General features: G+C 60.0%; 20 protein-coding genes. 15 read left to right on the forward strand and 5 right to left on the reverse strand.

Going from position 1 to position 22,010, the window contains the following annotated elements; translation table 11 throughout:
• Nucleotides 1-6 precede the first annotated feature (6 nt).
• The gene (locus ACL2XN_RS15855) at nt 7-2,862 is read left to right on the forward strand and encodes a valine--tRNA ligase (protein ID WP_410012532.1); all 2,856 of its coding nucleotides are present in this window, start codon (nt 7-9) and stop codon (nt 2,860-2,862) included.
• Between the two features lie 342 nt (nt 2,863-3,204).
• Nucleotides 3,205-3,711 carry a GNAT family N-acetyltransferase gene (locus ACL2XN_RS15860; RefSeq protein ID WP_410012533.1) on the forward strand — a complete coding sequence of 169 codons (507 nt, stop codon included), beginning with the start codon at nt 3,205-3,207 and terminating at the stop codon, nt 3,709-3,711.
• 14 nt (nt 3,712-3,725) lie between these two features.
• Here ACL2XN_RS15860 and rraB read toward each other — a convergent pair whose 3' ends face one another.
• The gene (gene rraB, locus ACL2XN_RS15865; protein WP_413729054.1) at nt 3,726-4,178 is read right to left on the reverse strand and encodes a ribonuclease E inhibitor RraB; all 453 of its coding nucleotides are present in this window, start codon (nt 4,176-4,178) and stop codon (nt 3,726-3,728) included.
• 176 nt (nt 4,179-4,354) lie between these two features.
• On the opposite strand from rraB, the gene argF reads away from it, so the two are divergent.
• Nucleotides 4,355-5,362 (forward strand): ornithine carbamoyltransferase, encoded by a 1,008-nt coding sequence (gene argF, locus ACL2XN_RS15870; RefSeq protein ID WP_413729055.1) that lies wholly within the window; start codon nt 4,355-4,357, stop codon nt 5,360-5,362.
• Nucleotides 5,363-5,379: 17 nt separating this feature from the next.
• Here the strand turns inward: argF and ACL2XN_RS15875 are convergent, their stop codons facing one another.
• Nucleotides 5,380-5,847 (reverse strand): YhcH/YjgK/YiaL family protein, encoded by a 468-nt coding sequence (locus tag ACL2XN_RS15875; protein WP_410012536.1) that lies wholly within the window; start codon nt 5,845-5,847, stop codon nt 5,380-5,382.
• Between the two features lie 384 nt (nt 5,848-6,231).
• Here ACL2XN_RS15875 and pyrB point away from each other — a divergent pair, with 384 nt between their 5' ends.
• The 3 genes from pyrB to ridA all read left to right on the forward strand — a co-directional run bounded on the left by pyrB (nt 6,232) and on the right by ridA (nt 8,106).
• Nucleotides 6,232-7,167, forward strand: a complete 936-nt coding sequence (gene pyrB, locus ACL2XN_RS15880) for an aspartate carbamoyltransferase (RefSeq protein WP_410012537.1) — start codon at nt 6,232-6,234, stop codon at nt 7,165-7,167.
• Nucleotides 7,168-7,178: 11 nt separating this feature from the next.
• A complete protein-coding gene (gene pyrI, locus ACL2XN_RS15885) occupies nt 7,179-7,643 on the forward strand; it encodes an aspartate carbamoyltransferase regulatory subunit (RefSeq protein ID WP_410012538.1) in 465 nt (154 codons plus the stop codon).
• A gap of 76 nt (nt 7,644-7,719) precedes the next feature.
• Nucleotides 7,720-8,106, forward strand: a complete 387-nt coding sequence (gene ridA / locus ACL2XN_RS15890) for a 2-iminobutanoate/2-iminopropanoate deaminase (protein ID WP_410012539.1) — start codon at nt 7,720-7,722, stop codon at nt 8,104-8,106.
• Between the two features lie 24 nt (nt 8,107-8,130).
• On the opposite strand, the gene vapC is transcribed toward ridA, so the two are convergent.
• Complete coding sequence (vapC, locus tag ACL2XN_RS15895; RefSeq protein ID WP_410012540.1) at nt 8,131-8,532, reverse strand: tRNA(fMet)-specific endonuclease VapC; 402 nt, start codon at nt 8,530-8,532, stop codon at nt 8,131-8,133.
• Complete coding sequence (gene vapB, locus ACL2XN_RS15900) at nt 8,532-8,765, reverse strand: type II toxin-antitoxin system VapB family antitoxin (protein WP_410012541.1); 234 nt, start codon at nt 8,763-8,765, stop codon at nt 8,532-8,534. The genes vapC and vapB overlap by 1 nt, the downstream gene beginning before the upstream one ends.
• Nucleotides 8,766-9,054: 289 nt before the next feature.
• Here vapB and ACL2XN_RS15905 point away from each other — a divergent pair, with 289 nt between their 5' ends.
• From ACL2XN_RS15905 to ACL2XN_RS15920, 4 genes are read left to right on the forward strand one after another with little or no spacing between them, the layout of a single operon-like run.
• On the forward strand, nt 9,055-10,491 hold the full coding sequence (locus ACL2XN_RS15905) for a circularly permuted type 2 ATP-grasp protein (RefSeq protein ID WP_413729056.1): 1,437 nt from the start codon (nt 9,055-9,057) through the stop codon (nt 10,489-10,491).
• A complete protein-coding gene (locus ACL2XN_RS15910; protein ID WP_413729057.1) occupies nt 10,485-11,414 on the forward strand; it encodes an alpha-E domain-containing protein in 930 nt (309 codons plus the stop codon). Before ACL2XN_RS15905 ends, ACL2XN_RS15910 begins: the two co-directional genes overlap by 7 nt.
• A complete protein-coding gene (locus ACL2XN_RS15915; protein WP_413729058.1) occupies nt 11,411-12,250 on the forward strand; it encodes a transglutaminase family protein in 840 nt (279 codons plus the stop codon). Before ACL2XN_RS15910 ends, ACL2XN_RS15915 begins: the two co-directional genes overlap by 4 nt.
• Before the next feature lie 24 nt (nt 12,251-12,274).
• Complete coding sequence (locus ACL2XN_RS15920; protein WP_410012545.1) at nt 12,275-13,012, forward strand: peptidase; 738 nt, start codon at nt 12,275-12,277, stop codon at nt 13,010-13,012.
• A 34-nt stretch (nt 13,013-13,046) separates the two neighbouring features.
• Here the strand turns inward: ACL2XN_RS15920 and mgtA are convergent, their stop codons facing one another.
• Nucleotides 13,047-15,758: a magnesium-translocating P-type ATPase gene (gene mgtA / locus ACL2XN_RS15925; RefSeq protein WP_413729059.1), complete on the reverse strand. Its 2,712-nt coding sequence runs from the start codon at nt 15,756-15,758 to the stop codon at nt 13,047-13,049.
• A gap of 530 nt (nt 15,759-16,288) precedes the next feature.
• On the opposite strand from mgtA, the gene ACL2XN_RS15930 reads away from it, so the two are divergent.
• The 5 genes from ACL2XN_RS15930 (at nt 16,289) to ACL2XN_RS15950 (ending at nt 22,009) form a co-directional block, all read left to right on the forward strand.
• Nucleotides 16,289-17,941 carry an alpha,alpha-phosphotrehalase gene (locus ACL2XN_RS15930; RefSeq protein ID WP_410012547.1) on the forward strand — a complete coding sequence of 551 codons (1,653 nt, stop codon included), beginning with the start codon at nt 16,289-16,291 and terminating at the stop codon, nt 17,939-17,941.
• A gap of 372 nt (nt 17,942-18,313) precedes the next feature.
• Nucleotides 18,314-20,452, forward strand: coding sequence for an anaerobic ribonucleoside-triphosphate reductase (gene nrdD / locus ACL2XN_RS15935; RefSeq protein ID WP_413729060.1), 2,139 nt, complete (start codon nt 18,314-18,316; stop codon nt 20,450-20,452).
• A 5-nt stretch (nt 20,453-20,457) separates the two neighbouring features.
• A complete protein-coding gene (nrdG, locus tag ACL2XN_RS15940; protein WP_410012549.1) occupies nt 20,458-20,922 on the forward strand; it encodes an anaerobic ribonucleoside-triphosphate reductase-activating protein in 465 nt (154 codons plus the stop codon).
• Nucleotides 20,923-21,204: 282 nt separating this feature from the next.
• Nucleotides 21,205-21,561, forward strand: a complete 357-nt coding sequence (locus ACL2XN_RS15945) for a hypothetical protein (RefSeq protein ID WP_410012550.1) — start codon at nt 21,205-21,207, stop codon at nt 21,559-21,561.
• A 76-nt stretch (nt 21,562-21,637) separates the two neighbouring features.
• A complete protein-coding gene (locus ACL2XN_RS15950; RefSeq protein WP_413721886.1) occupies nt 21,638-22,009 on the forward strand; it encodes a copper-binding protein in 372 nt (123 codons plus the stop codon).
• Nucleotide 22,010: the final 1 nt, after the last annotated feature.

Raw genomic sequence — 22,010 nt, forward strand, 5'->3', positions numbered from 1 at the left:
CGCATAATGGAAAAGACATATAACCCGCACGATATCGAGCAGCCGCTGTACGAGCACTGGGAAAAACAGGGCTATTTCAAGCCGCATAACGATACCAGCAAAGAAAGCTTCTGCATCATGATCCCGCCGCCGAACGTGACCGGCAGCCTGCATATGGGTCATGCCTTTCAGCAGACCATTATGGACATTATCGTGCGTTACCAGCGCATGCAGGGTAAAAACACCCTGTGGCAGGTGGGGACCGATCACGCGGGCATCGCCACGCAGATGGTGGTGGAGCGTAAAATCGCCGCCGAAGAGGGCAAGACCCGCCACGATTACGGCCGCGACGCCTTTATCGAAAAAATCTGGCAGTGGAAGGCGGAATCCGGCGGCACCATTACCCGCCAGATGCGCCGCCTGGGCGCCTCGGTGGATTGGGAGCGCGAGCGCTTTACCATGGACGCCGGGCTGTCCGAGGCGGTGAAGGAAGTGTTCGTCCAGCTGTTCAAGCAGGATTTGATTTACCGCGGCAAACGCCTGGTGAACTGGGATCCCAAGCTGCGCACCGCCATTTCCGATCTGGAGGTGGAAAACCGCGAATCACAGGGATCCATGTGGCACCTGCGCTACCCGCTGGCCGACGGCGCCAGGACCGCGGACGGCCGGGACTACCTGGTGGTGGCCACCACCCGTCCGGAAACCATGCTGGGCGATACCGGCGTGGCGGTGAACCCCGCGGACCCGCGCTATAAAGACCTGATCGGCAAATTCGTCCTGTTGCCGCTGGTCGGCCGCCGCATCCCCATCCTCGGCGACGAGCATGCCGATATGACCAAGGGCACCGGCTGCGTGAAGATCACCCCGGCCCATGACTTTAACGACTATGAGGTCGGCAAGCGCCACGGCCTGCCGATGATCAATATCCTGACCCTGGACGGCGATATCCGCGAACAGGCGGAAGTGTTCGACACCCTGGGCGAGGCCAGCGACGCCTGGAGCGGCGAGATCCCGGCCGAATTCCGCTCCCTGGAGCGTTTTGCCGCCCGCAAGGCGGTGGTCGCCGCCTTCGACGCCCTGGGCCTGCTTGATGAAATCAAACCCCATGCCCTGACCGTGCCTTACGGCGATCGCGGCGGCGTGGTGATTGAACCCATGCTGACCGATCAGTGGTATGTGCGTACCGCGCCGCTGGCCAAGGTGGCCATCGAGGCGGTGGAAAACGACGCTATCCGGTTCGTGCCGAAGCAGTATGAAAATATGTATTTCAGCTGGATGCGCGATATCCAGGACTGGTGTATTTCCCGCCAGCTGTGGTGGGGACATCGCATCCCGGCCTGGTACGACGCCGCCGGCAAGGTCTATGTCGGGCGCGACGAGGCCGAGGTGCGCCGTGAAAACGGCCTTGACGCCTCGGTGGCGCTGCGCCAGGACGAGGACGTGCTGGATACCTGGTTCTCCTCCGGCCTATGGACCTTCTCCACCCTGGGCTGGCCGGAGCCGACCGAGGCGCTGAAGACCTTCCACCCCACCAGCGTGCTGGTGAGCGGGTTTGATATTATCTTCTTCTGGATCGCCCGCATGATCATGCTGACCATGCATTTCGTCAAGGATGAACAGGGGCGTGCGCAGGTGCCGTTCAAGACCGTGTATATGACCGGCCTTATCCGCGACGACGAAGGCCAAAAGATGTCGAAATCCAAAGGCAACGTTATCGACCCGCTGGACATGGTGGACGGCATCTCGCTGCCGGCGCTTATCGAAAAGCGCACCGGCAATATGATGCAGCCGCAGCTGGCGGACAAAATCCGCAAGCGCACCGAAAAGCAGTTCCCCAACGGCATCGAGCCGCACGGCACCGACGCGCTGCGCTTTACCCTGGCGGCGCTGGCCTCCACCGGGCGCGATATCAACTGGGATATGAAGCGCCTGGAAGGCTATCGCAACTTTTGTAATAAGCTGTGGAACGCCAGCCGCTTTGTGCTGATGAACACCGAGGACCAGGATTGCGGCCAGCATGGCGGCGAGATGAGCCTGTCGCTGGCGGACCGCTGGATCCTGGCGGAATTCAACCGTACGGTAAAAGCCTATCGCGACGCGCTTGACGGCTACCGCTTCGATATGGCGGCCAATATCCTCTATGACTTTACCTGGAACCAGTTCTGCGACTGGTATCTGGAACTGACCAAACCGGTCATGACCGGCGGCGCCGAGGCCGAATTGCGCGGCACCCGCCATACCCTGGTGGAGGTGCTGGAAGGCCTGCTGCGCCTGGCGCATCCCATAGTGCCGTTTATTACCGAAACCATCTGGCAGCGGGTGAAGGTGCTCAAGGGCATTACCGACGATACGCTGATGCTGCAAGCCTTCCCGCAGTTTGACGCCACGCTTGACGATACGCAGGCGCTGGCGGACGTGGAATGGATTAAACAGCTGGTTATCGCCGTGCGCACCATTCGCAGCGAGATGAATATCGCCCCCGGCAAACCGCTGGATGTCCTGGTGCGCGGCGCCACGGCGCTGACCCGCCGGCGGATTGCGGATAACAAGAGCTTTATCCAGACGCTGGCGCGGCTGCAGAGCCTGGATATCCTGGCGGACGGCGAGAAAGGCCCGGTCTCCATCGTCAAGCTGGTGGAGGAAGGCGAACTGCTGATCCCGATGGCGGGCATTATCGACAAAGCCCTGGAGCTGGACCGGCTGGCCAACGAAGTGCTGAAAATCGATACCGAGATCGGGCGCATCGAGAGCAAGCTGTCCAACGAAGGTTTTGTCGCCCGCGCGCCGGAAGCGGTGGTGGCGAAAGAGCGGGAAAAACTGGCGGGTTATGCCGACGCCAAGGCCAAGCTGCTGGAGCAGCAGGCGACCATCGCCAATTTATAGCTGACAACGAAAGCGTCACCTGCGGGCGTTTGCCGGTCAGGCCATGCCCGCGGGCATGAGGGCGAGCGTAAATCGTCCCTGGCGACATAGACGCGCGCTTATGGCTCACACGGAGGTGAGCCATAAGCGCGTGCCAACGTCCGCGCCGTCGTGCAAAGACGTGGGCGCTCGCTCGGTTCCCGGCCCGGCACACCCGCTTTCAGCGCGTGTGGAGGTTTGCCGGCAATCGACAAAAGTTTAACCGCCGTTTAATTTATTTGCATCCGCCGCCCGCGCGATGCTATTACTCATAACAATAAATCCAGAACGCTTAGTGTCTTTTTTCTTTTTTGGGTAATGACGATGTCCACAGCTACTTCAGTCAATATTCTGGTGCGCCCCATTACGCCGGAAGATAACCATGCCATTGCCGACGTCATTCGCCAGGTATCGGCCGAGTTCGGCCTGACGGCGGATAAAGGCTATACCGTCTCCGACCCGAACCTGGATAATCTGTACCAGCTCTACAGCCAGCCGCGCAGCGCGTACTGGGTGATTGAGTTTGAAGGCAGGATTGCCGGCGGCGGCGGCATTGCCCCGCTGGCCGGCGCGGATGTGGGGATATGTGAACTGCAGAAGATGTATTTTTTATCGGTCCTGCGCGGGCGCGGCCTGGCCCATGAGCTGGCGCTCAAGGCGCTGGACTTTGCCCGCGGGCAGGGGTTTACCCACTGTTACCTGGAAACCACCGCCACCCTGACCCGGGCCATAGCGCTGTATGAACGGCTGGGGTTTGGGCATATCGCCGGGCCGATGGGCCACACCGGACATGTGGATTGCGAAGTCACGATGCTTAAGCCTTTGATCTGACGGCGCGTATGGCCTTAGTGGCGGGTGCCGTTGTCGTCCTGATCCAGAAGGCCGCGCGCCGGCGGGGCCGAGCCGTCAATCCCCTCTTCGCCGTCCTCATCCGCTTCGTCGTCTTCGCCGTCTTCAAAATACGTGCCCCAGCCGTCATAATTAACGCCCAAGCGCTCGGCCAGGGTAAACAGCTGTTCGACCTGGGTGTCGATGAGTTCCGCGTTCAGCGCGATTTCGCTGACGGCGTCGCAGCACATCAGCACGGAGCCGTCTTCCACTTCCAGCTCTTCGGCATCGGTGACTTCATAACCCAGCTTGAAGGCTTCGACCGCGGCTTTTTCCAGCGTATCGAAATTCTCGGCGGACAGATGGTGTTCGATGGTGTAAAGCGCTTCCGGGTCGCTTCCATCTTCCAGCAGCTCTTCGATTATCAAACGCGTTTCGTCACGCTGCTCTTCCAGAAATTGATGTGCCATGCCCTCAATCCTCAATGCGTCGGTCGGCCTGTTAGGAACCTATTTTCCCACAGCCGGGGGTAAGGCTCCAGCTTAAACATGAAAGAATTGATATCAACACTTGAAATTGAATATTCATACATATAAAGTGAATTTAAATTCAATTTACAATTGATTAAGACCGGAGAACGCCGCATATGAGCCAGTTCTATCACCGTCATTTCCTGAAGTTATTGGATTTCACGCCCGCCGAGATCCATGAATTACTGGCCCTGGCCGCCAGCCTGAAGCGGGAAAAACAGTCCGGGCGGGAAACGCCGCGCCTGGCGGGTATAAATATCGCGCTCATCTTCGAAAAAGACTCGACCCGCACCCGCTGCTCTTTCGAAGTCGCCGCATTCGATCAGGGCGCGCGCGTCACCTATCTCGGCCCGAGCGGCAGCCAGATCGGACATAAGGAATCCATTAAGGATACCGCCCGGGTCCTGGGCCGGCTTTACGACGGCATTCAATACCGCGGCTACGGTCAGGAGATCGTCGAGACACTGGCGCGCCATGCCGGCGTGCCGGTGTGGAACGGGTTAACCACCGAGTTCCACCCTACCCAGTTACTGGCCGATCTGCTGACCATGCAGGAACACCTGCCGCAGAAAACCTTCGCGCAGATGGCGTTCGCCTACGTGGGGGACGCCCGCAACAATATGGGCAACAGCATGCTGGAAGCGGCGGCGCTGACCGGCCTGGATTTACGCCTGGTCGCCCCCAGCGCCTGTTGGCCGGATAAGCGGCTGGTGGCCCATTGCCGCGAACTGGCGCAACAGCGCGGCGGCAATATTACCCTGACCGAGGATATCGCGGCGGGCGTGCGCGAGGTGGATTTTATCTACACCGACGTTTGGGTTTCCATGGGCGAGGAGAAAGCCCTGTGGGGAGAGCGTATCGCCCTGCTGCGTCCCTACCAGGTCAATATGGCGATGCTCCGGCTGACCGGCAACCCAGAGGTGAAATTTCTGCACTGCCTGCCCGCGTTCCATGACGACCAGACCGGCGTAGGCAAACAAATGGCCGAACAATATGGCCTGGCCGGCGGCATGGAAGTGACCGACGAGGTGTTTGAATCGGCGCACAGCCTGGTATTCGATCAGGCGGAGAACCGGTTGCACACCATCAAAGCGGTGATGGTGGCAACGCTCGCGCGGGAATAAGCCGGCGTGCTATCTGTTCAGCGAACCAGGGCGGTGTCGATTTTCACCACCGCTTTGCGCACATGGGCCGGCGCGCCGACCGCGCACAGCGGTTTATGCACTTCGCCGGGGTAATACACCACAAAGTCGCCCGCCTGCATCACAAACTGTTTTTCCTGCTCGCCCGCGGCCAGGAAGGCAATATCCTTATCCGCCAGCCAGTCGGTATCGGTCTTGCCCGCCGGCAGGTTGCTGAAGGTCATGCCTTCCACGCCGTCCAGCACGATCTGGATATCGAGATATTTAGCGTGGAACTCGGCGCGACGCTTTTCCAGCAGATCGGTGCTGTCGTTGGAGATCAGCACAAATACCCGGTCGCCGTCGATATCATGCTTACCCAGCGGCGTCTCGCTGGTAATGTGTTGTTTGACATAGTCGATGGCGTCACGCAGCTTGGCGGGCAGATAAGGCACGAGATCGAGATGATGGATATTACCGGTGATCATAATTTTTCCTTAAAATGAAATATCGTTTCATTATAAATCAGATTGCGCGCGAAAAAAGAGAGTTATTTAACACTTATTTTGATTAGCAAGCCAATCGTTTGCTTATTCATAAATATCGGCGTTTTGGCCCTTGAAGTGTGCCGGCACGCGCGTATAATTCCGGGCAATTTGCCGGGAGGATCAATGAACAGCTGCGTGATTTTTGCTGCCTATGACTGCCGCCGCCTGCCCGCAGGCGGCCAGCCGCCGTTGCTGCTCCCGTTGCCCGTTTTTATCTATCCGTATCAGGCCCCTCGTTGAGGGGCTTTTTTTTGCGCGCTATCCCGGACCGCGATCTACACTTGCGCAAGGCCGGCGTCAACGACACCCGTAAGGAGGACATACATGGCTAACCCCCTTTATCAAAAACACATCATTTCCATTAATGACCTGAACCGCGAGGAGCTGGAGCTGGTACTGCGCACCGCAGCCGGCCTGAAAGCCCGTCCGCAACCGGAGCTGTTGAAACATAAAGTGGTGGCCAGCTGTTTTTTTGAAGCCTCCACCCGTACCAGGCTGTCGTTTGAAACCGCCATCCACCGCCTGGGCGCCTCGGTGGTCGGGTTCTCCGACGCCGGCAATACCTCCCTGGGCAAAAAGGGCGAAACCCTGGCGGATACTATTTCGGTTATCAGCACCTACGTCGACGCCATCGTCATGCGCCATCCGCAGGAAGGGGCCGCCCGGCTCGCCACCGAATTTTCCGGCGGCGTGCCCATCCTCAACGCCGGCGACGGCGCCAACCAGCACCCGACCCAGACCCTGCTTGACCTGTTTACCATTCAGGAAACCCAGGGACGGCTGAATAACCTTAACGTGGCCCTGGTGGGCGACCTGAAGTACGGCCGCACCGTCCACTCCCTGGCCCAGGCGCTGGCCAAGTTCGACGGCAATCACTTTTTCCTGATCGCGCCGGAAGCGCTGGCGATGCCCGCCTATATCCTGAATATGCTGGCGGATAAAGGCATCGGGTACAGCGTGCATGCCACCATCGAGGAAGTGATGCCGCAGCTGGATATCCTGTATATGACCCGGGTGCAGAAAGAACGGCTGGATCCGTCGGAATACGCCAACGTCAAGGCTCAGTTTGTGCTGCGCGCCGTGGATCTGCTGAAGGCGCGCGCGAATCTCAAGGTGCTGCATCCGCTGCCCAGGGTGGATGAAATTGCCCACGAGGTGGACGCCACGCCCTACGCGTATTATTTCCAGCAGGCCGGCAACGGCATTTTCGCGCGCCAGGCGTTATTGTCCCTGGTGTTAAACGATCAACTGGCAGGCTAAGGGGAAAGAGAATGACTCAGGATAATAAACTGCAGGTCGAGGCAATCAAGCGCGGCACGGTGATCGACCATATCCCGGCGCAGGTGGGTTTTAAGCTGCTGACCCTGTTTAAGCTGACCGCCACCGATCAGCGCATCACCATCGGGTTGAACCTGCCGTCGAACCAGTTGGGGAAAAAAGATCTGATCAAGATCGAGAACGTGTTCCTTACCGAACAGCAGGCGAACCAGTTGGCGATGTACGCCCCCCACGCCACCGTGAATCGTATCGATAACTATGAAGTGGTGCGCAAGCTGACCCTGACGCTGCCGGATCGCATCGACGGGGTGCTGACCTGCCCCAACAGCAACTGCATCAGCCGCAGCGAGCCGGTGGCCTCGGGTTTTACGGTCAAAAGCCGCGACAGCCAGGTGCACCTGAAATGCAAATATTGTGAAAAAGAGTTCGAGCATCAGGCGGTTATCCAGAACGCCTGAGCTGGGCACGCGCCGGTTTAGTCCTTATAATGGCCGGCAACGCTTTTTGATTCGCCTATCAACCCCAGGAGCCAGCATGTCCCGTATTATCAGTACTGAAAACGCACCGGCCGCCATCGGACCCTACGTTCAGGCGGTCGATCTCGGCACTATGCTTTTCACCTCAGGCCAGATCCCCATTAACCCGCAAACCGGGCTGGTGGCCGATGATATCGCGGCGCAGGCCCGTCAATCGCTGGACAACGTGCGGGCGATTGTGGAAGCCGCCGGCCTGAAGGTGGCGGATATTATTAAAACCACGGTGTTCGTCAAGGATTTAAACGACTTCGGCACCGTCAACGCCGCTTACGAAGCTTTTTTCACCGAACATAACGCGCCCTTCCCGGCCCGTTCATGCGTGGAAGTGGCGCGCCTGCCGAAAGACGTGCAGATTGAAATCGAGGCCATCGCCGTACGGCGCTAGGCCATGACAGGCGCGCCCGGCGCCTTAGTTAATCCAGTTTTCAATCAGCAAACCCTCGACCCGGCTGAATTCCGCCGGGTTGTTGGTGACGACGACCAAACCCTCGCTGCGGGCATGGGCCGCGATATGCACCTCGTTTACCCCTATCGGCAGGCCCGTCTGTTCCAGATGGGCCAGGATATCGCCATAATGCCGCGCCGCTTTCGCGCCATACCCCAGGACTTCCATGCGCGAAACAAAACTCTCCACCGCCCGGTAATTGCGCGCCGCATCCGCGCTTTTTTCCGCGGCGTGCATCAGCTCGGCCAGCGTAATGGACGATAACACCATGCGCCCCGCATTGGCGTTGAACAGGTCGAGCATCTCAAGCGGACGCCGTTTTATCACGTAGATGACAAAATTCGTCTCGAGCATATATTTATACATTAAAAGGACTCACGCTCAGGTTGCGGTTGAGAGGGTCTTTCCTCCGGAAAATCTTCCGAGACCGCCGGGTCGGTCAAAAAAAAGCTATCCCAGCGGTGCTGCGCGGGAGAGATAATCCGCTCATTCCCCACCGCGCGGACATTCACCACCTTCACATCATCGGCAAAGCGTAACTCAGCCGGGATGCGCACGGCCTGCGAGCGATTATTGATAAAGATTGTACTCGTGGACATCCAACCTCTCCTTTAGCCTGTTTATTCATCAAATTATACGTCATTACGGTATATAGCAAGTGTATATGGCAGGCAAGCGTCCGCGTGCAACAGGTTAATTTTACGCACCATTTTGGGGAGTAAAAGGCGGCGGCGGCGTTGCGCGCACTAAAATAATGCAGGCGGACGCCCCGCGGCATGGTTTTCTCCGGTGGCCGCGGTTCCCGGGCTGGCGCGTTTTATGCATGGGTTGTCAATGGAGCTGCTAACGGGGTTTTATCAGCGTTGATGGGCCAGCAAAGGTAAACAGATGATTAAAATAAATCTTTCCGGGTCGCCCTTTTTTGATGAGATGCTGTTGGCCGACGGCGGACATCGCGGCCACTACGGCGCTTACTGGCAATGGCTGCAGCAGGCGGACCGGCAGGCCATTCAGCAGAAAAAAGAAGAAGCCGAGCTGTTGTTTCACCGGGTTGGCATTACCTTTAACGTCTACGGAGAAGAGGGCGGCACCGAGCGCTTGATCCCGTTCGACAGCGTGCCGCGCATTATCCCGGCCAAGGAGTGGGCCTGGATGGATCGCGGCATTCGCCAGCGGGTCAAGGCCCTGAACGCGTTCCTTTATGATATCTACCACGGGCAAAATATCCTAAAGGCGGGTATCGTGCCGACGGAACAGGTGCTGGCCAACGAACAATACCAGCCCTGCATGCAGGGGATCGATCTGCATAATAATACCTATGCGCATATCGTCGGCACCGATATGGTGCGCAACAGCGACGGGCACTATTATGTGCTGGAAGATAACCTGCGCACGCCGTCCGGCGTTTCCTATATGCTGGAAAACCGCAAAATGATGATGCGGCTTTATCCGGATCTGTTCGCCAGCCAGCATATCGCCCCCATCGAGCGCTATCCTTTCGACCTGCTGCAAACCCTGCGCGAAAGCACGGCGGTGGAAGACCCGACGGTGGTGGTGATGACGCCGGGGCGTTTTAACAGCGCCTACTTCGAGCACAGTTTCCTGGCGCAGCAGATGGGCGTGGAGCTGGTGGAGGCCGCCGATCTGTTCGTCAAACAGGGCGCGGTTTATATGCGCACCACCGAGGGACCGTGCAAGGTGGATGTGATCTACCGCCGTATCGACGACGCCTATATCGATCCGCTGGCCTTTCGCGCCGACTCCACGCTGGGCGTGCCCGGGCTGCTGTCGGTCTACCGCGCCGGCGGCGTGGTGCTGGCCAACGCGCTGGGCACCGGGGTGGCGGATGATAAATCCATCTATCCCTATGTGCCGGAGATGATCCGGTTTTATCTTTCCGAAGAGCCCATCCTCGGCAATATCCCCACCTGGCAGTGCCGCGATCCCAGCGCCCTGTCCTACGTGCTGGCCAACCTGGAAAAGCTGGTGGTGAAAGAGGTGCACGGCGCCGGCGGCTACGGCATGCTGGTGGGGCCGAAAGCCTCGCGCGCCGAACTGGCTGAATTCCGCCAGCGGCTGCTGGCCAACCCCAGCAACTATATCGCCCAGGAGACGCTGGCGCTGTCCACCTGCCCGACCTTTGTCGAGGACGGCCTGGCGCCGCGCCATATCGACCTGCGGCCGTTCGCCCTGACCGGCGATGAGGTGCGGCTGGTGCCGGGCGGGCTAACCCGGGTGGCGCTGAACGCCGGCTCGCTGGTGGTGAACTCGTCCCAGGGCGGCGGCACCAAGGATACCTGGATTATGGAGGACGACGCATGCTAAGCAGAACCGCCAGCGAACTCTACTGGATGGCCCGCTACCTGGAGCGGGCCGAGAGCATTGCCCGGGTATTGGACGTGACCTATAAGCTGTCGCTGATGCCGCTGCGCAGCCAGCAAAACGAGGATTTAACCCTGCCGCTTAACCTGACCGGCACCCACGAGCTGTTTGCCGAGCATTATCCCCGCCTGAGCATGACCAATCTGCTGAACTTTTTCGCCCTGGATCCCCACAATCCGAGCAGCATCTACAGCTGCTTCGAGGTGGCCTGGAACAACGCCCATGCGGTGCGCGGCAGCCTGTCATCCGAGGTGTGGGAAAGCATTAACGCCACCTGGATCGAAATGAAGCTGATGCGCGGCAAGGGCGTGGCCAAGGTGGGCACCGACGCGTTCTTTGACTGGGTCAAGGAACGGGCGCACCTGTTTCGCGGCGCCATGTTCGGCACCCTGCTGCGCAACGACGCCCTGTGTTTTATCCGCCTCGGCACGCTTATCGAGCGCGCCTACGCCACGGCGCAATTGCTGGGCGTCAAGGACCAGCAGCTGGATGCCGACTCCGATCCGGTGCGCGAATATTATCGCCTGGATACCCTGCTGCGCGCGGTCAGCGCCCGCGAGGCCTACCACAGCCTGTATAAACATCCCGTCAGCCGCGAAACGGTGGCCGAGCTGCTGGTGCTGCGCAACGATATGCCGCGCTCCCTGCGCGCCTGCGTGGGCGACGTGGTGCAGCAGTTGGAGCGGATCGGCGGCCAGCGGGCCAATGTGCCCCGGCGGCTGGCCCATACCCTGAACGTGGAGCTGCGCTTCAGCACGCTGGATGAAGTGCTGGCGCTGGGGTTGCAGGCTTATATGATGCAATTCCAGGGCAAGATCAACGCGCTGGCGGAAAGCATTAACTATACGTATCTGGAGGCGTTATGAAACTGGCCGTCGATCACCTGACCCATTATCGCTACGATCACGAGGTCAAATTCAGCACGCAATACCTGCGCCTGACGCCGCAGAACACCGCCCGGCAACGGATTATGGAATGGTCGCTTAACCTGCCGGAGCAGGCGACGCAGGTTATCGACGGCTTCGGCAACCTGCAGCATGTGCTGACCCTCGACCGGCCGCATGAGGTGATCGCCATCCGCGCCAAAGGCGTGGTGGAGATTGCCGATAACAGCGAGGAAATCATGGAGGAATGCGGCCCGCTGTCGCCGCTGGTCTTCTTGCGTCCCAGCCCGCTGACGCGGGCGGACGAGGCCATCCGCACTTTCGCCGCGCGTTATTACCGCGCCGCCGCCGCGGACGAAAGCCTGCGCGAACTGATGGCGGAACTGCGCGAACGCATGCCCTATACCCCCGGCGCCACCCAGGTGCAGGATTCGGCGGCTAAAGTATTTGCCGCCCAGCACGGAGTCTGTCAGGATCATTCCCATGTATTCCTGGCCTGTTGCCGCAGCCTGCATATCCCCGCGCGCTACGTCAGCGGCTATATTTACAGCGAAGACACCAAACACGTGGCGATGCACGCCTGGGTGGAAGTGTGGCTGAACGAGCACTGGCAGAGTTTCGATATTACCAATAATACCTGTAACCCCAGCCAGCACCTGAAGCTGGCGGTCGGCTTCGATTATCTCGACGCCTGCCCGGTGCGCGGCTCGCGTATCGGCGGCGGCTACGAGGAGATGTTTTCAGAAGCGACGGTGGAGCAGACCGAGGGAAGCCTCCCGCCAGGCAAGGAAAGCCAGGCCGGCGCCCAACAACAATAACCTGCATAACGAGGATATATTTCTATGACCTACTGCGTGGCGATGCGCCTGTCGGACGGACTGGTGTTTGCCTCCGACTCCCGTACCAATGCCGGAGTGGATCATATCTCGACCTTCCGCAAGCTGCATGTCCTGCATCAGGACAGCGAGCGCACGCTGGTGCTGCAAAGCGCCGGCAACCTGGCGACCACCCAGAGCATCATCAACCTGCTGCGGCTGCGCACCCGGGATATGGAACGGCCGAACCTGCTGACCGTGCCTACGCTGTTCGACGCCGCCAGCCTGATTGGCGAAACGGTGCGGGAAGTCATTTTCCGCGACAGCAGCGCGCAGCAAAGCGGTTCCAGCACCGATTTCAGCTGCAGCATCCTGCTGGGCGGGCAAATCGCCGGCGAAGGGCCCCGGCTGTTCCATATCTACCCGGAGGGCAATTTTATCGAGGCCACGGAAGATACCCCCTACTTTCAGATTGGCGAGAGCAAATACGGCAAACCGATTATCGACCGGGTATTGTCCTTTGACACCCCCCTGGAACAGGCCATGTGCTGCGCGCTGATTTCCATCGACTCGACGCTGCGCAGCAACCTGTCGGTGGGCCTGCCGCTGGATGTGATGATCTATCGCCGCGACAGCTTCGCCAGCGACGAGCAATATCGCATTACCGAGCAGCACCCCTACTTCGCCACCATCCGCAAAGCCTGGGCCGAAGGATTGCTGAACACCTTCCTGCAGCTGCCGCCGCTGAAGCTGGCGGAGAATTAGCCGGCGCGGGACGAGGCTTGGCGCCGGCGTGCGCTTATTGCCAGCCATACCGGCGCACGAACCAGCCTTTCATGGACTGGACCAGCGCCATATAGCCGGCGAGTATCGCCACCAGCCAGGGCCAGTAGCCGCCCGGCAGCGCCTGCAGGTGCAGGAATCCGGCCAGCGGCGTAAAGGTCATGCCGACGGTGGCGGCGATGACCGCCAGGGTGGTGATGCCAAGCTGCCAGGACGGGCGACTGTGCAAAAACGGTATTTTACGCGTGCGCAGCATATGCACCACCAGGGTTTGCGACAGCACGCCCACCACAAACCAGCCGGTCTGGAACAGAGTCTGTTGCTCGGGCGTGTTGGCTTTGAATACCCACCACATCAGGCAAAAGGTCAGGATATCGAAGATGGAGCTAATGGGGCCGAAAAACACCATAAAACGCCCCAGGTCCCCGCTGCGCCACCGTTGCGGGCGCCGTAGCTGCTCCTCGTCCACCTTATCGAACGGGATGGCAATCTGCGAGATATCATAAATCAGGTTCTGCACCAGCAGATGCAGCGGCAGCATCGGCAGGAACGGTAAAAAGGCGCTGGCCACCAGCACGCTGAAAACATTGCCGAAGTTGGAGCTGGCGGTCATGCGGATATACTTCATCATATTGACGAAGGTGCGCCGGCCCTCGATTACGCCCGCCTCCAGCACCATCAGGCTTTTTTCCAGCAGGATGATATCCGCCGCCTCCTTGGCGATGTCCACCGCCGAGTCCACCGAGATGCCGATATCCGCCGCGCGCAGGGCCGGCGCGTCGTTAATGCCGTCGCCCATAAACCCCACCACGTGCCCTTCCCGGCGCAGGGCGCCGACAATGCGCGCTTTTTGCAGCGGCGTCAGTTTGGCGAACACCGTGGTCGCCCGGGCGATAAGCGCCAGCTGCCTGTCGTCCATGCCCTCGATCTCATCGCCGGTCAGCACCCGGTCGACCGCCAGGCCGACGTCCCGGCAGACCTTGGCCGCCACCCGTTCGTTATCGCCGGTGAGTATTTTCACCGTGACGCCGTGCCTGGCCAGCGCCTCCAGCGCCGGCGCGGTGCTTTCTTTCGGCGGGTCGAGAAAGGCGATATAACCTTCGAGGACCAGATCCGCCTCATCCAGCCGGCTGAAGTCGCCGCGTTCCATGGCGACGGGTTTACCGGCCACCGCCACCACCCGCAGCCCTTGCAGCGACAGCTCGCCGGCCACGGCGCTGATTTGCGCCAGCAACGCGGCGCCGAGCGGCACGATATCGTCGCCGTGGCGCACCCGGCTGCAAACGCCCAGCACCTCCTCCAGCGCGCCTTTACAGATAAGCCGCGCCTGGCCGTCTTCGGCGCCGACAATCACCGACATCCGGCGGCGCTCAAAATCAAAGGGGATTTCGTCGATTTTGCGCCACCGCGCCTGCGCCAGGCCGGCGTCTTCCTGCGCCATTTTTTCCAGCACCGCCTTATCCAGCAGGTTTTTCAGGCCGGTCTGGTAGAAGCTGTTCAGCCAGGCGTTTTGCAGCACCCGCTCACAGCGCTTGCCGAACGCATCGGTATGGCTGGCCAGCACAATTTTATCCTGGGTCAGCGTGCCGGTTTTATCGGTGCACAGGATATCCATCGCGCCGAAGTTCTGGATGGCGTCCAGCCGCTTGACGATCACCTTCTGGCGCGAGAGCTGCACCGCCCCCTTCGCCAGGGACGAAGTGACAATCATCGGCAGCATTTCGGGCGTCAGGCCCACGGCCACCGAGAGCGAAAACAGCGCCGCTTCCCACCAGTCGCCTTTGGTAAAACCGTTCACCAGCAACACCACCGGCGTCATGACCAGCATAAAGCGGATCAGCAGCCAGCTGACCCGGCTGATGCCCAGCTGGAACGCGTTTGGCGGCGCGCATTGCGCCGTGGACTGGCCGGCAAGCTGACCGAACCAGGTGCTATCGCCGGTACCGATGACCAGCGCCTGCGCCGTGCCGCTTACCACGTTGGTGCCCATAAAACACAGGTTGCCGCATTCCAGGGGATTGCGCCCGGCCTCCCCAGCGACGCCGGCTTTTTTTTCCACCGGCAGCGCTTCCCCGGTCAGCGCCGCCTGGCCGATAAACAGATCCCGGGCATGCAGGATGCGTAAATCCGCCGGGATCATATCCCCGGCGGACAGTTTGACGATATCCCCCGGCACCAGGCTGGCCATGGCGATCTCCTGGTACACGCCGCTGCCGCCCGGCCCGTCGGCGCGCAGTACCGTGGCGGTATTGCTCACCATGGCCTTGAGCGCGTCGGCGGCCTTGTTGGAGCGCGCCTCCTGGATAAAATTAAGCAGGGTGGCAATCATCACCATCAGGGCGATCACCCCGGCGGCAATGATGTCGTCGGTGCCGTAGGACACGATGCCCAGCACCGTCAGCAGGATATTGAAGGGATTGCGATAGCAGGACCATAAGTGCCGCCGCCAGGTCAGCGGCTGCTCGGCGGCCACGCTGTTCAGGCCATGCCGCCGGTGCGCGATGGCGACGCCGGCCGCGTCCAGGCCCTGCGGGCCGCTGGCGAAACGCGCGTAAAGCTCCGCTTGCGTGGCCTGCGCGCACTCCAGGCAAGCGCGGGTCAGGGCGGCGGGCACAGTGCGGCTGGCGCCGGCTTTCAGCCCATCCAGCATCAGGTCGCGCTGGAACAGGCGGCGGGGCAAATGATGATAGAGCCGCGTAAAAAGTTGACGTGCGTAAAGTGTAATCATGATGCTGTCTTCCGTGCCGATCCGGACGAATACCGCCGGGCAGGGCAAAAAGTTCATCAGCAGAAGAGCGTCGCTTCCGCCTGCCGTTTATCATCCGGCAAGGCAGGCGCGAAAAAGCGCGTGGGGGCTTACCGGATGGGAGAATAACAATCAGGGTTGGGTACGGGGTCCATACAGGTGATCCACCTCCGGTGAGACAAAAAACATGCGGTTATCGACAAATCCGCCCGCGGGAAGACGAAACTACTGTCCCTGGCGCGGCAACTTCTTTAGGGTAGGTAACGTCAGGCATAAACTGTATTGCAGGCAGCCGCGTTTATTTCCTGGCGGACTATACGGCCCCAGACATCAACGAAAAATAAACAACTATGCGTTTGCCGGCTGATAATTGAACCCCTTGGTCGCGACAGCACATTTTGCCCCGTTGCCAGGCAATCGTTATACCGTCACGATGAAAAACAACCGGGAGACCAGCGCATCGACAATCATAACGACACCGGCGGCAGGCCGGCTGCGGGGCGGAGGCTAGCATGACGGTCCCGTGGTGGCGCAACGGCGTTATTTACCAGATTTACCCGAAAAGTTTTCAGGACAGCACCGGCAATGGCTGCGGCGATCTGGCCGGGATCACCCGGCGTCTGGATTACCTGCACCAGTTGGGAGTGGATGCGCTGTGGCTGACGCCTGTCTATCGCTCGCCCCAGGTGGACAGCGGTTATGATATTGCCGATTATTACGCCATCGACCCGTCCTACGGCACGATGGCGGATTTTGACGCGCTTGTGGCCGGCGCCCACCGGCGGGGCATGCGCATCATTATGGATATGGTGCTTAACCACAGCTCCACTTCCCATCCCTGGTTTATCGCCTCGAAAGACCCGCACGGCCCGTACCGCTCCTATTATTTCTGGCGCGACGGCCGGGACGACGGCCCGCCCAATAACTGGCTGTCAAAATTCGGCGGCAGCGCCTGGCACCAGCCGGCGCCGGGCGGACAATACTACCTGCATTTGTATTCCCGGGAGCAGGCGGACCTGAACTGGGCGCATCCGCCGCTGCGCGCGGAGCTGAAAAATATCTGCCGGTTTTGGGCCGATCGCGGTATCGACGGCCTGCGCCTGGACGTGATCAACGTGATAGCCAAGCACCCGCGGCTGCCCGATGCGCCCGGGGGCGACGGCCGGCCTTTTTATACCGATCTGCCGCAGGTGCAGGATTATCTGCGCGAGATGAACCGGGAAATCTTTACGCCGCTGGCGCTGACGACGGTGGGGGAAATGTCGTCCACTTCCCTGGAGAAATGCCGCCAGTACGCCAATCTCAACGGCGAACAGCTGTCCATGGCCGCCCATTTCCATCACCTTAAAGTGGATTACGCCGACGGAGAAAAATGGGCGCTGGCGCCGCCGGATTTTGTACTGCTCAAGCAGATATTCAACCGCTGGCAACGGGGGATGCACCGCCACGCCTGGAACACGCTGTTTTGGTGTAATCACGATCAGCCGCGCATCGTTTCCCGCTTCGGCGACGAGGGCGAGCTGCGGGTCGTCTCGGCCAAGATGCTGGCCATGACGCTGCACGGCATGCAGGGAACGCCGTTTATCTTCCAGGGCGAGGAACTGGGCATGACCAACCCCGCGTTCAGCGCCATTACCGACTACCGCGACGTCGAAAGCCTGAATATGTATGCCGACGCCATGGCGCGTGGCCTGGGCCGCCAGCAGACGCTGGACGTCCTGGCCGCCCGATCCCGCGACAATAGCCGCACGCCGATGCAATGGGATGACGGCGTCAACGCCGGGTTCAGCACCGGCACGCCGTGGATTGCCGGCGCCGGCAATGCCGCCCGGATCAACGCGCGGGCCGCCCTGGCCGACGCGGATTCGGTATTTTATTGCTATCAGCGGCTGATTGCGCTGCGCAAAACCCTGCCGATCCTGACGGAGGGGGATTATCGCGACCTGAGCCCGGCGCACCCCGCGCTTTGGCATTACCGGCGCGCCTGGCGCGGCCAGCGGCTGCTGGTGCTGGCGAATCTGGGCCGGCAACCGCAGCAGTGGCGGCCGGCAACCGCCTGGCGCGGCCCGTGGCGGCGGCTGATGAGCAATTATGCCGATACGCCCCACTCGCCGGGGCCGCTGACATTGCGGCCTTATGAGGCGGTTTTCTGGCTGCGGGAATAATCACGCGCGCGGATAAAACCCGTCGGTAACGACGACCGGAAAATCGCGCGAAAAATTTTTTAACGCCCCAAGCCGCCCCGGGGGAAATTTATTGATTTATTTTCAGCGGCATAAACCGCGACGGCCGGTTTATCGGCTAAAAACCGCGCTGTACAACTCTTCGACCACGGGTCGATTTTATTGCGTTAGGTCAAGTTTAGTGACATCTGACTAGCTCATACTCTACATCTAGTGGCATTATTGATTATAACAAACTAGATATAGTGTTTACCTTCTCTACCGCTGGTATCGCGCCCGGCCAGGCCCGCCGGGAAAACGGCCGGTAAAAGAAGGAAACACCTAACCCGCCCCCAGGCGTAAAGGAGTCGCATCGTGAAACCGGTAGTGATCAAACGAGACGGTTGCCAGGTCAATTTCGATGAGCAACGGATTTACCAGGCTATAATGCATGCCGCGCAGGCCGCCGGTGTTCAGGATAACGATTATTGCGCCACCGTCGCCGCCCTGGTGGGCCAGCAGATGAATTCCCGCTCCCATGTCGATATCCGCGATATCCAGGACGCGGTGGAAAACCAGCTGATGGCGGGGCCGCATAAAACGCTGGCCCGTTTGTATATCGAATACCGCCACGATCGTGACGTCGCCCGTGAACAACGCGGCCGCCTGAACCAGGAAATCCGCGGCCTGGTCGAGCAGAGCAATATGGCGCTGCTCAACGAAAACGCCAATAAAGACAGCAAGGTCATCCCCACCCAGCGCGATCTGCTGGCCGGCATCGTCGCCAAGCATTACGCGCGCCAGCACATTCTGCCGCGCGACGTGGTGCTGGCCCATGAACGCGGCGAAATCCATTACCACGACCTGGATTACGCGCCGTTCTTCCCAATGTTCAACTGTATGTTGATCGATCTGGAAGGCATGCTGACCAAAGGCTTTAAAATGGGCAACGCGGAAATCGAGCCCCCCCGCTCCATCTCCACCGCCACGGCGGTAACCGCGCAGATTATCGCCCAGGTGGCCAGCCATATCTACGGCGGCACCACCATTAACCGGATCGACGAGATCCTGGCGCCCTACGTGGCCGCCAGCTACGACAAACATCGCAATACCGCCACGAAGTGGAAGATTCCCGACGCGGAAGGGTATGCCCTGTCGCGCACCGAAAAAGAATGTTACGACGCTTTCCAGTCGCTGGAATATGAAGTCAATACCCTGCATACCGCCAACGGCCAGACGCCGTTCGTCACCTTCGGTTTTGGCCTGGGCACCAGCCGTGAATCGCGCCTGATCCAACAATCCATCCTGCGCAACCGCATTGCCGGGCTGGGTAAAAACCGCAAAACCGCCGTTTTCCCGAAGCTGGTGTTCGCCATTCGCGACGGCCTGAACCATAAATTCAGCGATCCCAACTATGATATCAAGCAGTTGGCGCTGGAATGCGCCAGCAAACGCATGTACCCGGATATCCTGAATTACGATCAGGTGGTGAAGGTTACCGGTTCATTTAAGACGCCGATGGGCTGCCGCAGCTTCCTCGGCGTTTACGAGGAGAACGGCAGGCAGATCCACGACGGGCGCAACAACCTGGGCGTTATCAGCCTCAACCTGCCGCGCATCGCCCTGGAGGCCAAACGGGACGAAGCCCGTTTCTGGCAATTGCTGGATGAACGCCTGGTGCTGGCGAAAAAAGCGCTGATGACCCGTATCGCCCGGCTTGACGGCGTCAAGGCCCGCGTGGCGCCGATCCTGTATATGGAAGGGGCCTGCGGCGTGCGCTTGAAAGCCGATGACGACGTGGCCGACATTTTCAAGAACGGCCGGGCTTCCATTTCGCTTGGCTATATCGGCGTGCATGAAACCATTAACGCCCTGTTCGGCGGCCAGACCCATGTCTATGACGATCAGACGTTGCGCGCGAAGGCCGTGTCCATCGTGGCCCACCTGAAGGCGGCCACCGACCGCTGGAAAGAAGAGACCGGCTACGGCTTCAGCCTGTACAGCACGCCGAGCGAAAACCTGTGCGACCGCTTCTGCCGTCTGGACGCCGCCGAGTTCGGCATCGTCGAAGGCGTGACCGATAAGGGCTATTATACCAACAGCTTCCACCTCGACGTGGAAAAGCAGGTCAACCCTTACGACAAGCTGGATTTTGAAGCGCCCTATCCCCCGGTCTCCAACGGCGGGTTTATCTGCTACGGCGAATATCCGAACCTGCAGCATAACCTGAAAGCGCTGGAAGACGTCTGGGACTATAGCTATACCCGGGTTCCCTACTACGGCACCAACACGCCCATCGATGAATGCTACGAGTGCGGTTTTACCGGCGAGTTTTCCTGTACCAGCAAGGGCTTTACCTGCCCGAAATGCGGTAATCACAATCCGGCCAAAGTGTCGGTAACCCGCAGGGTGTGTGGTTATCTCGGCAGCCCGGACGCGCGGCCGTTCAACGCCGGCAAGCAGGAAGAGGTGAAACGGCGGGTGAAACATCTGCCCGACGGCCAGCTGGGCTGACAGGGATGAATTATCACCAGTATTACCCGGTGGATGTGATTAACGGCCCCGGCACGCGCTGTACGCTGTTTGTGTCCGGCTGCGTGCACCAATGCCCGGGCTGTTATAACAAAAGCACCTGGCGGCTTAACTCCGGGGTGCCCTTTACCCCGGCCATGGAAGACCGGATTATCGCCGATTTACAGGATACCCGTATCCACCGCCAGGGGCTGACGCTCTCGGGCGGCGATCCGCTGCATCCGCAGAATCTCTCCGCCGTGCTGCAGCTGGTGCGGCGCGTGCGCGCCGAGTGCCCGGCCAAGGATATCTGGGTCTGGACCGGTTACCGGCTGGCGGAATTAACCGACGCCCAGCAGGAGGTGGCCGCGTTGATAAACGTGCTGATCGACGGTAAATTTATCCAGGCGCTGCGGGACCCGGCGCTGATCTGGCGCGGCAGCAGCAACCAGGTGGTGCATCATCTGCGTTAACATCCGCCATCATCCGCGAAACCGTCGCGATTACGCCGTATCGCGGCGGGCATCGCGGCTTACCCCCTGATTTGTCAGTTAGTGCAAATTACCCTTGCCAGTTTTTGCTTATCAAGTAAAAATTGATGCGCATCAATAAGCTGTCCGCGCTTTTCGCGTTCACTTAAGCCGACCGGCGCCTTTTCCACGCCGGAGTCGCCAAACAAGGGAATTATCGTGTCCTCCGCTTCAGTAACAGAATTCATGGTCAAGCTACGCTGCCGCAGGCGGCGGGTGTTCGCTATGATTCTGCTGGCCTTTTGGCTGTTACTGAACGCCCAGCTGGCGCTGGCCAGCCACCAGTGCTCAATGCCGGTTACCGCGCTGCCGGCGGCCCTTGAGCATAGCGAGCATATGCTGCATGACAATATGCCTTCGCAGCAGCGCGCCGCCGCGCCCGGGTTATTATGCGATAAGCACTGCGTGCCGGATTCCGCGCAAAAAGACACCCAGCACGCGCCGTTCGTGGTCCTGCCCAGCCAAACCGATCTCCAGGTGGCCGAGTGGCGCGACGAACCGCGCCTGCCGGATGTCGCCTGGCTTACCCCGCCCATAGCAGGGCCGCCGGCGGAGATTCAATTCTGCCGGTACCGGTTATAGATCCTGACATAACGCCAACGGTTGCCGTCGCCTGAACGCGACGGTAGTGGATGACTTATGTTCAGGAATCAATGCAATGCGCACATTATTTATTGTTGTTCTCTCCGCTGTTTCTGTTTTTGCCTTGCCCGCGTTTGCCGACGACATGGCCGGTATGGGCGATATGCCCGGTATGCATCATGATCACGGCGTCACGGCCGCGTCAAACGTTAACACCTCCCCCGCCGACTACCATGCAAGCGGCATTATCAAGCGCTGGGATAACCAGCATGTGGCTATCGCCCATCAGGCCATTGCGGCGCTGAAATGGCCGCCGATGACCATGACCTTCGCCGTGCCGGCCGACCTGGACGCAGGTAAGCTGGCCGCCGGCACGCAGGTGGATTTCAGTTTCCGCCAGGACGCCCAGGGCTATACGCTCACCGCCATTCATTCTCTCCAGCAGTAAG

The sequence above is a fragment of the Sodalis sp. RH22 genome, assembly GCF_047324165.1.
Taxonomy (GTDB): domain Bacteria; phylum Pseudomonadota; class Gammaproteobacteria; order Enterobacterales; family Enterobacteriaceae; genus Acerihabitans.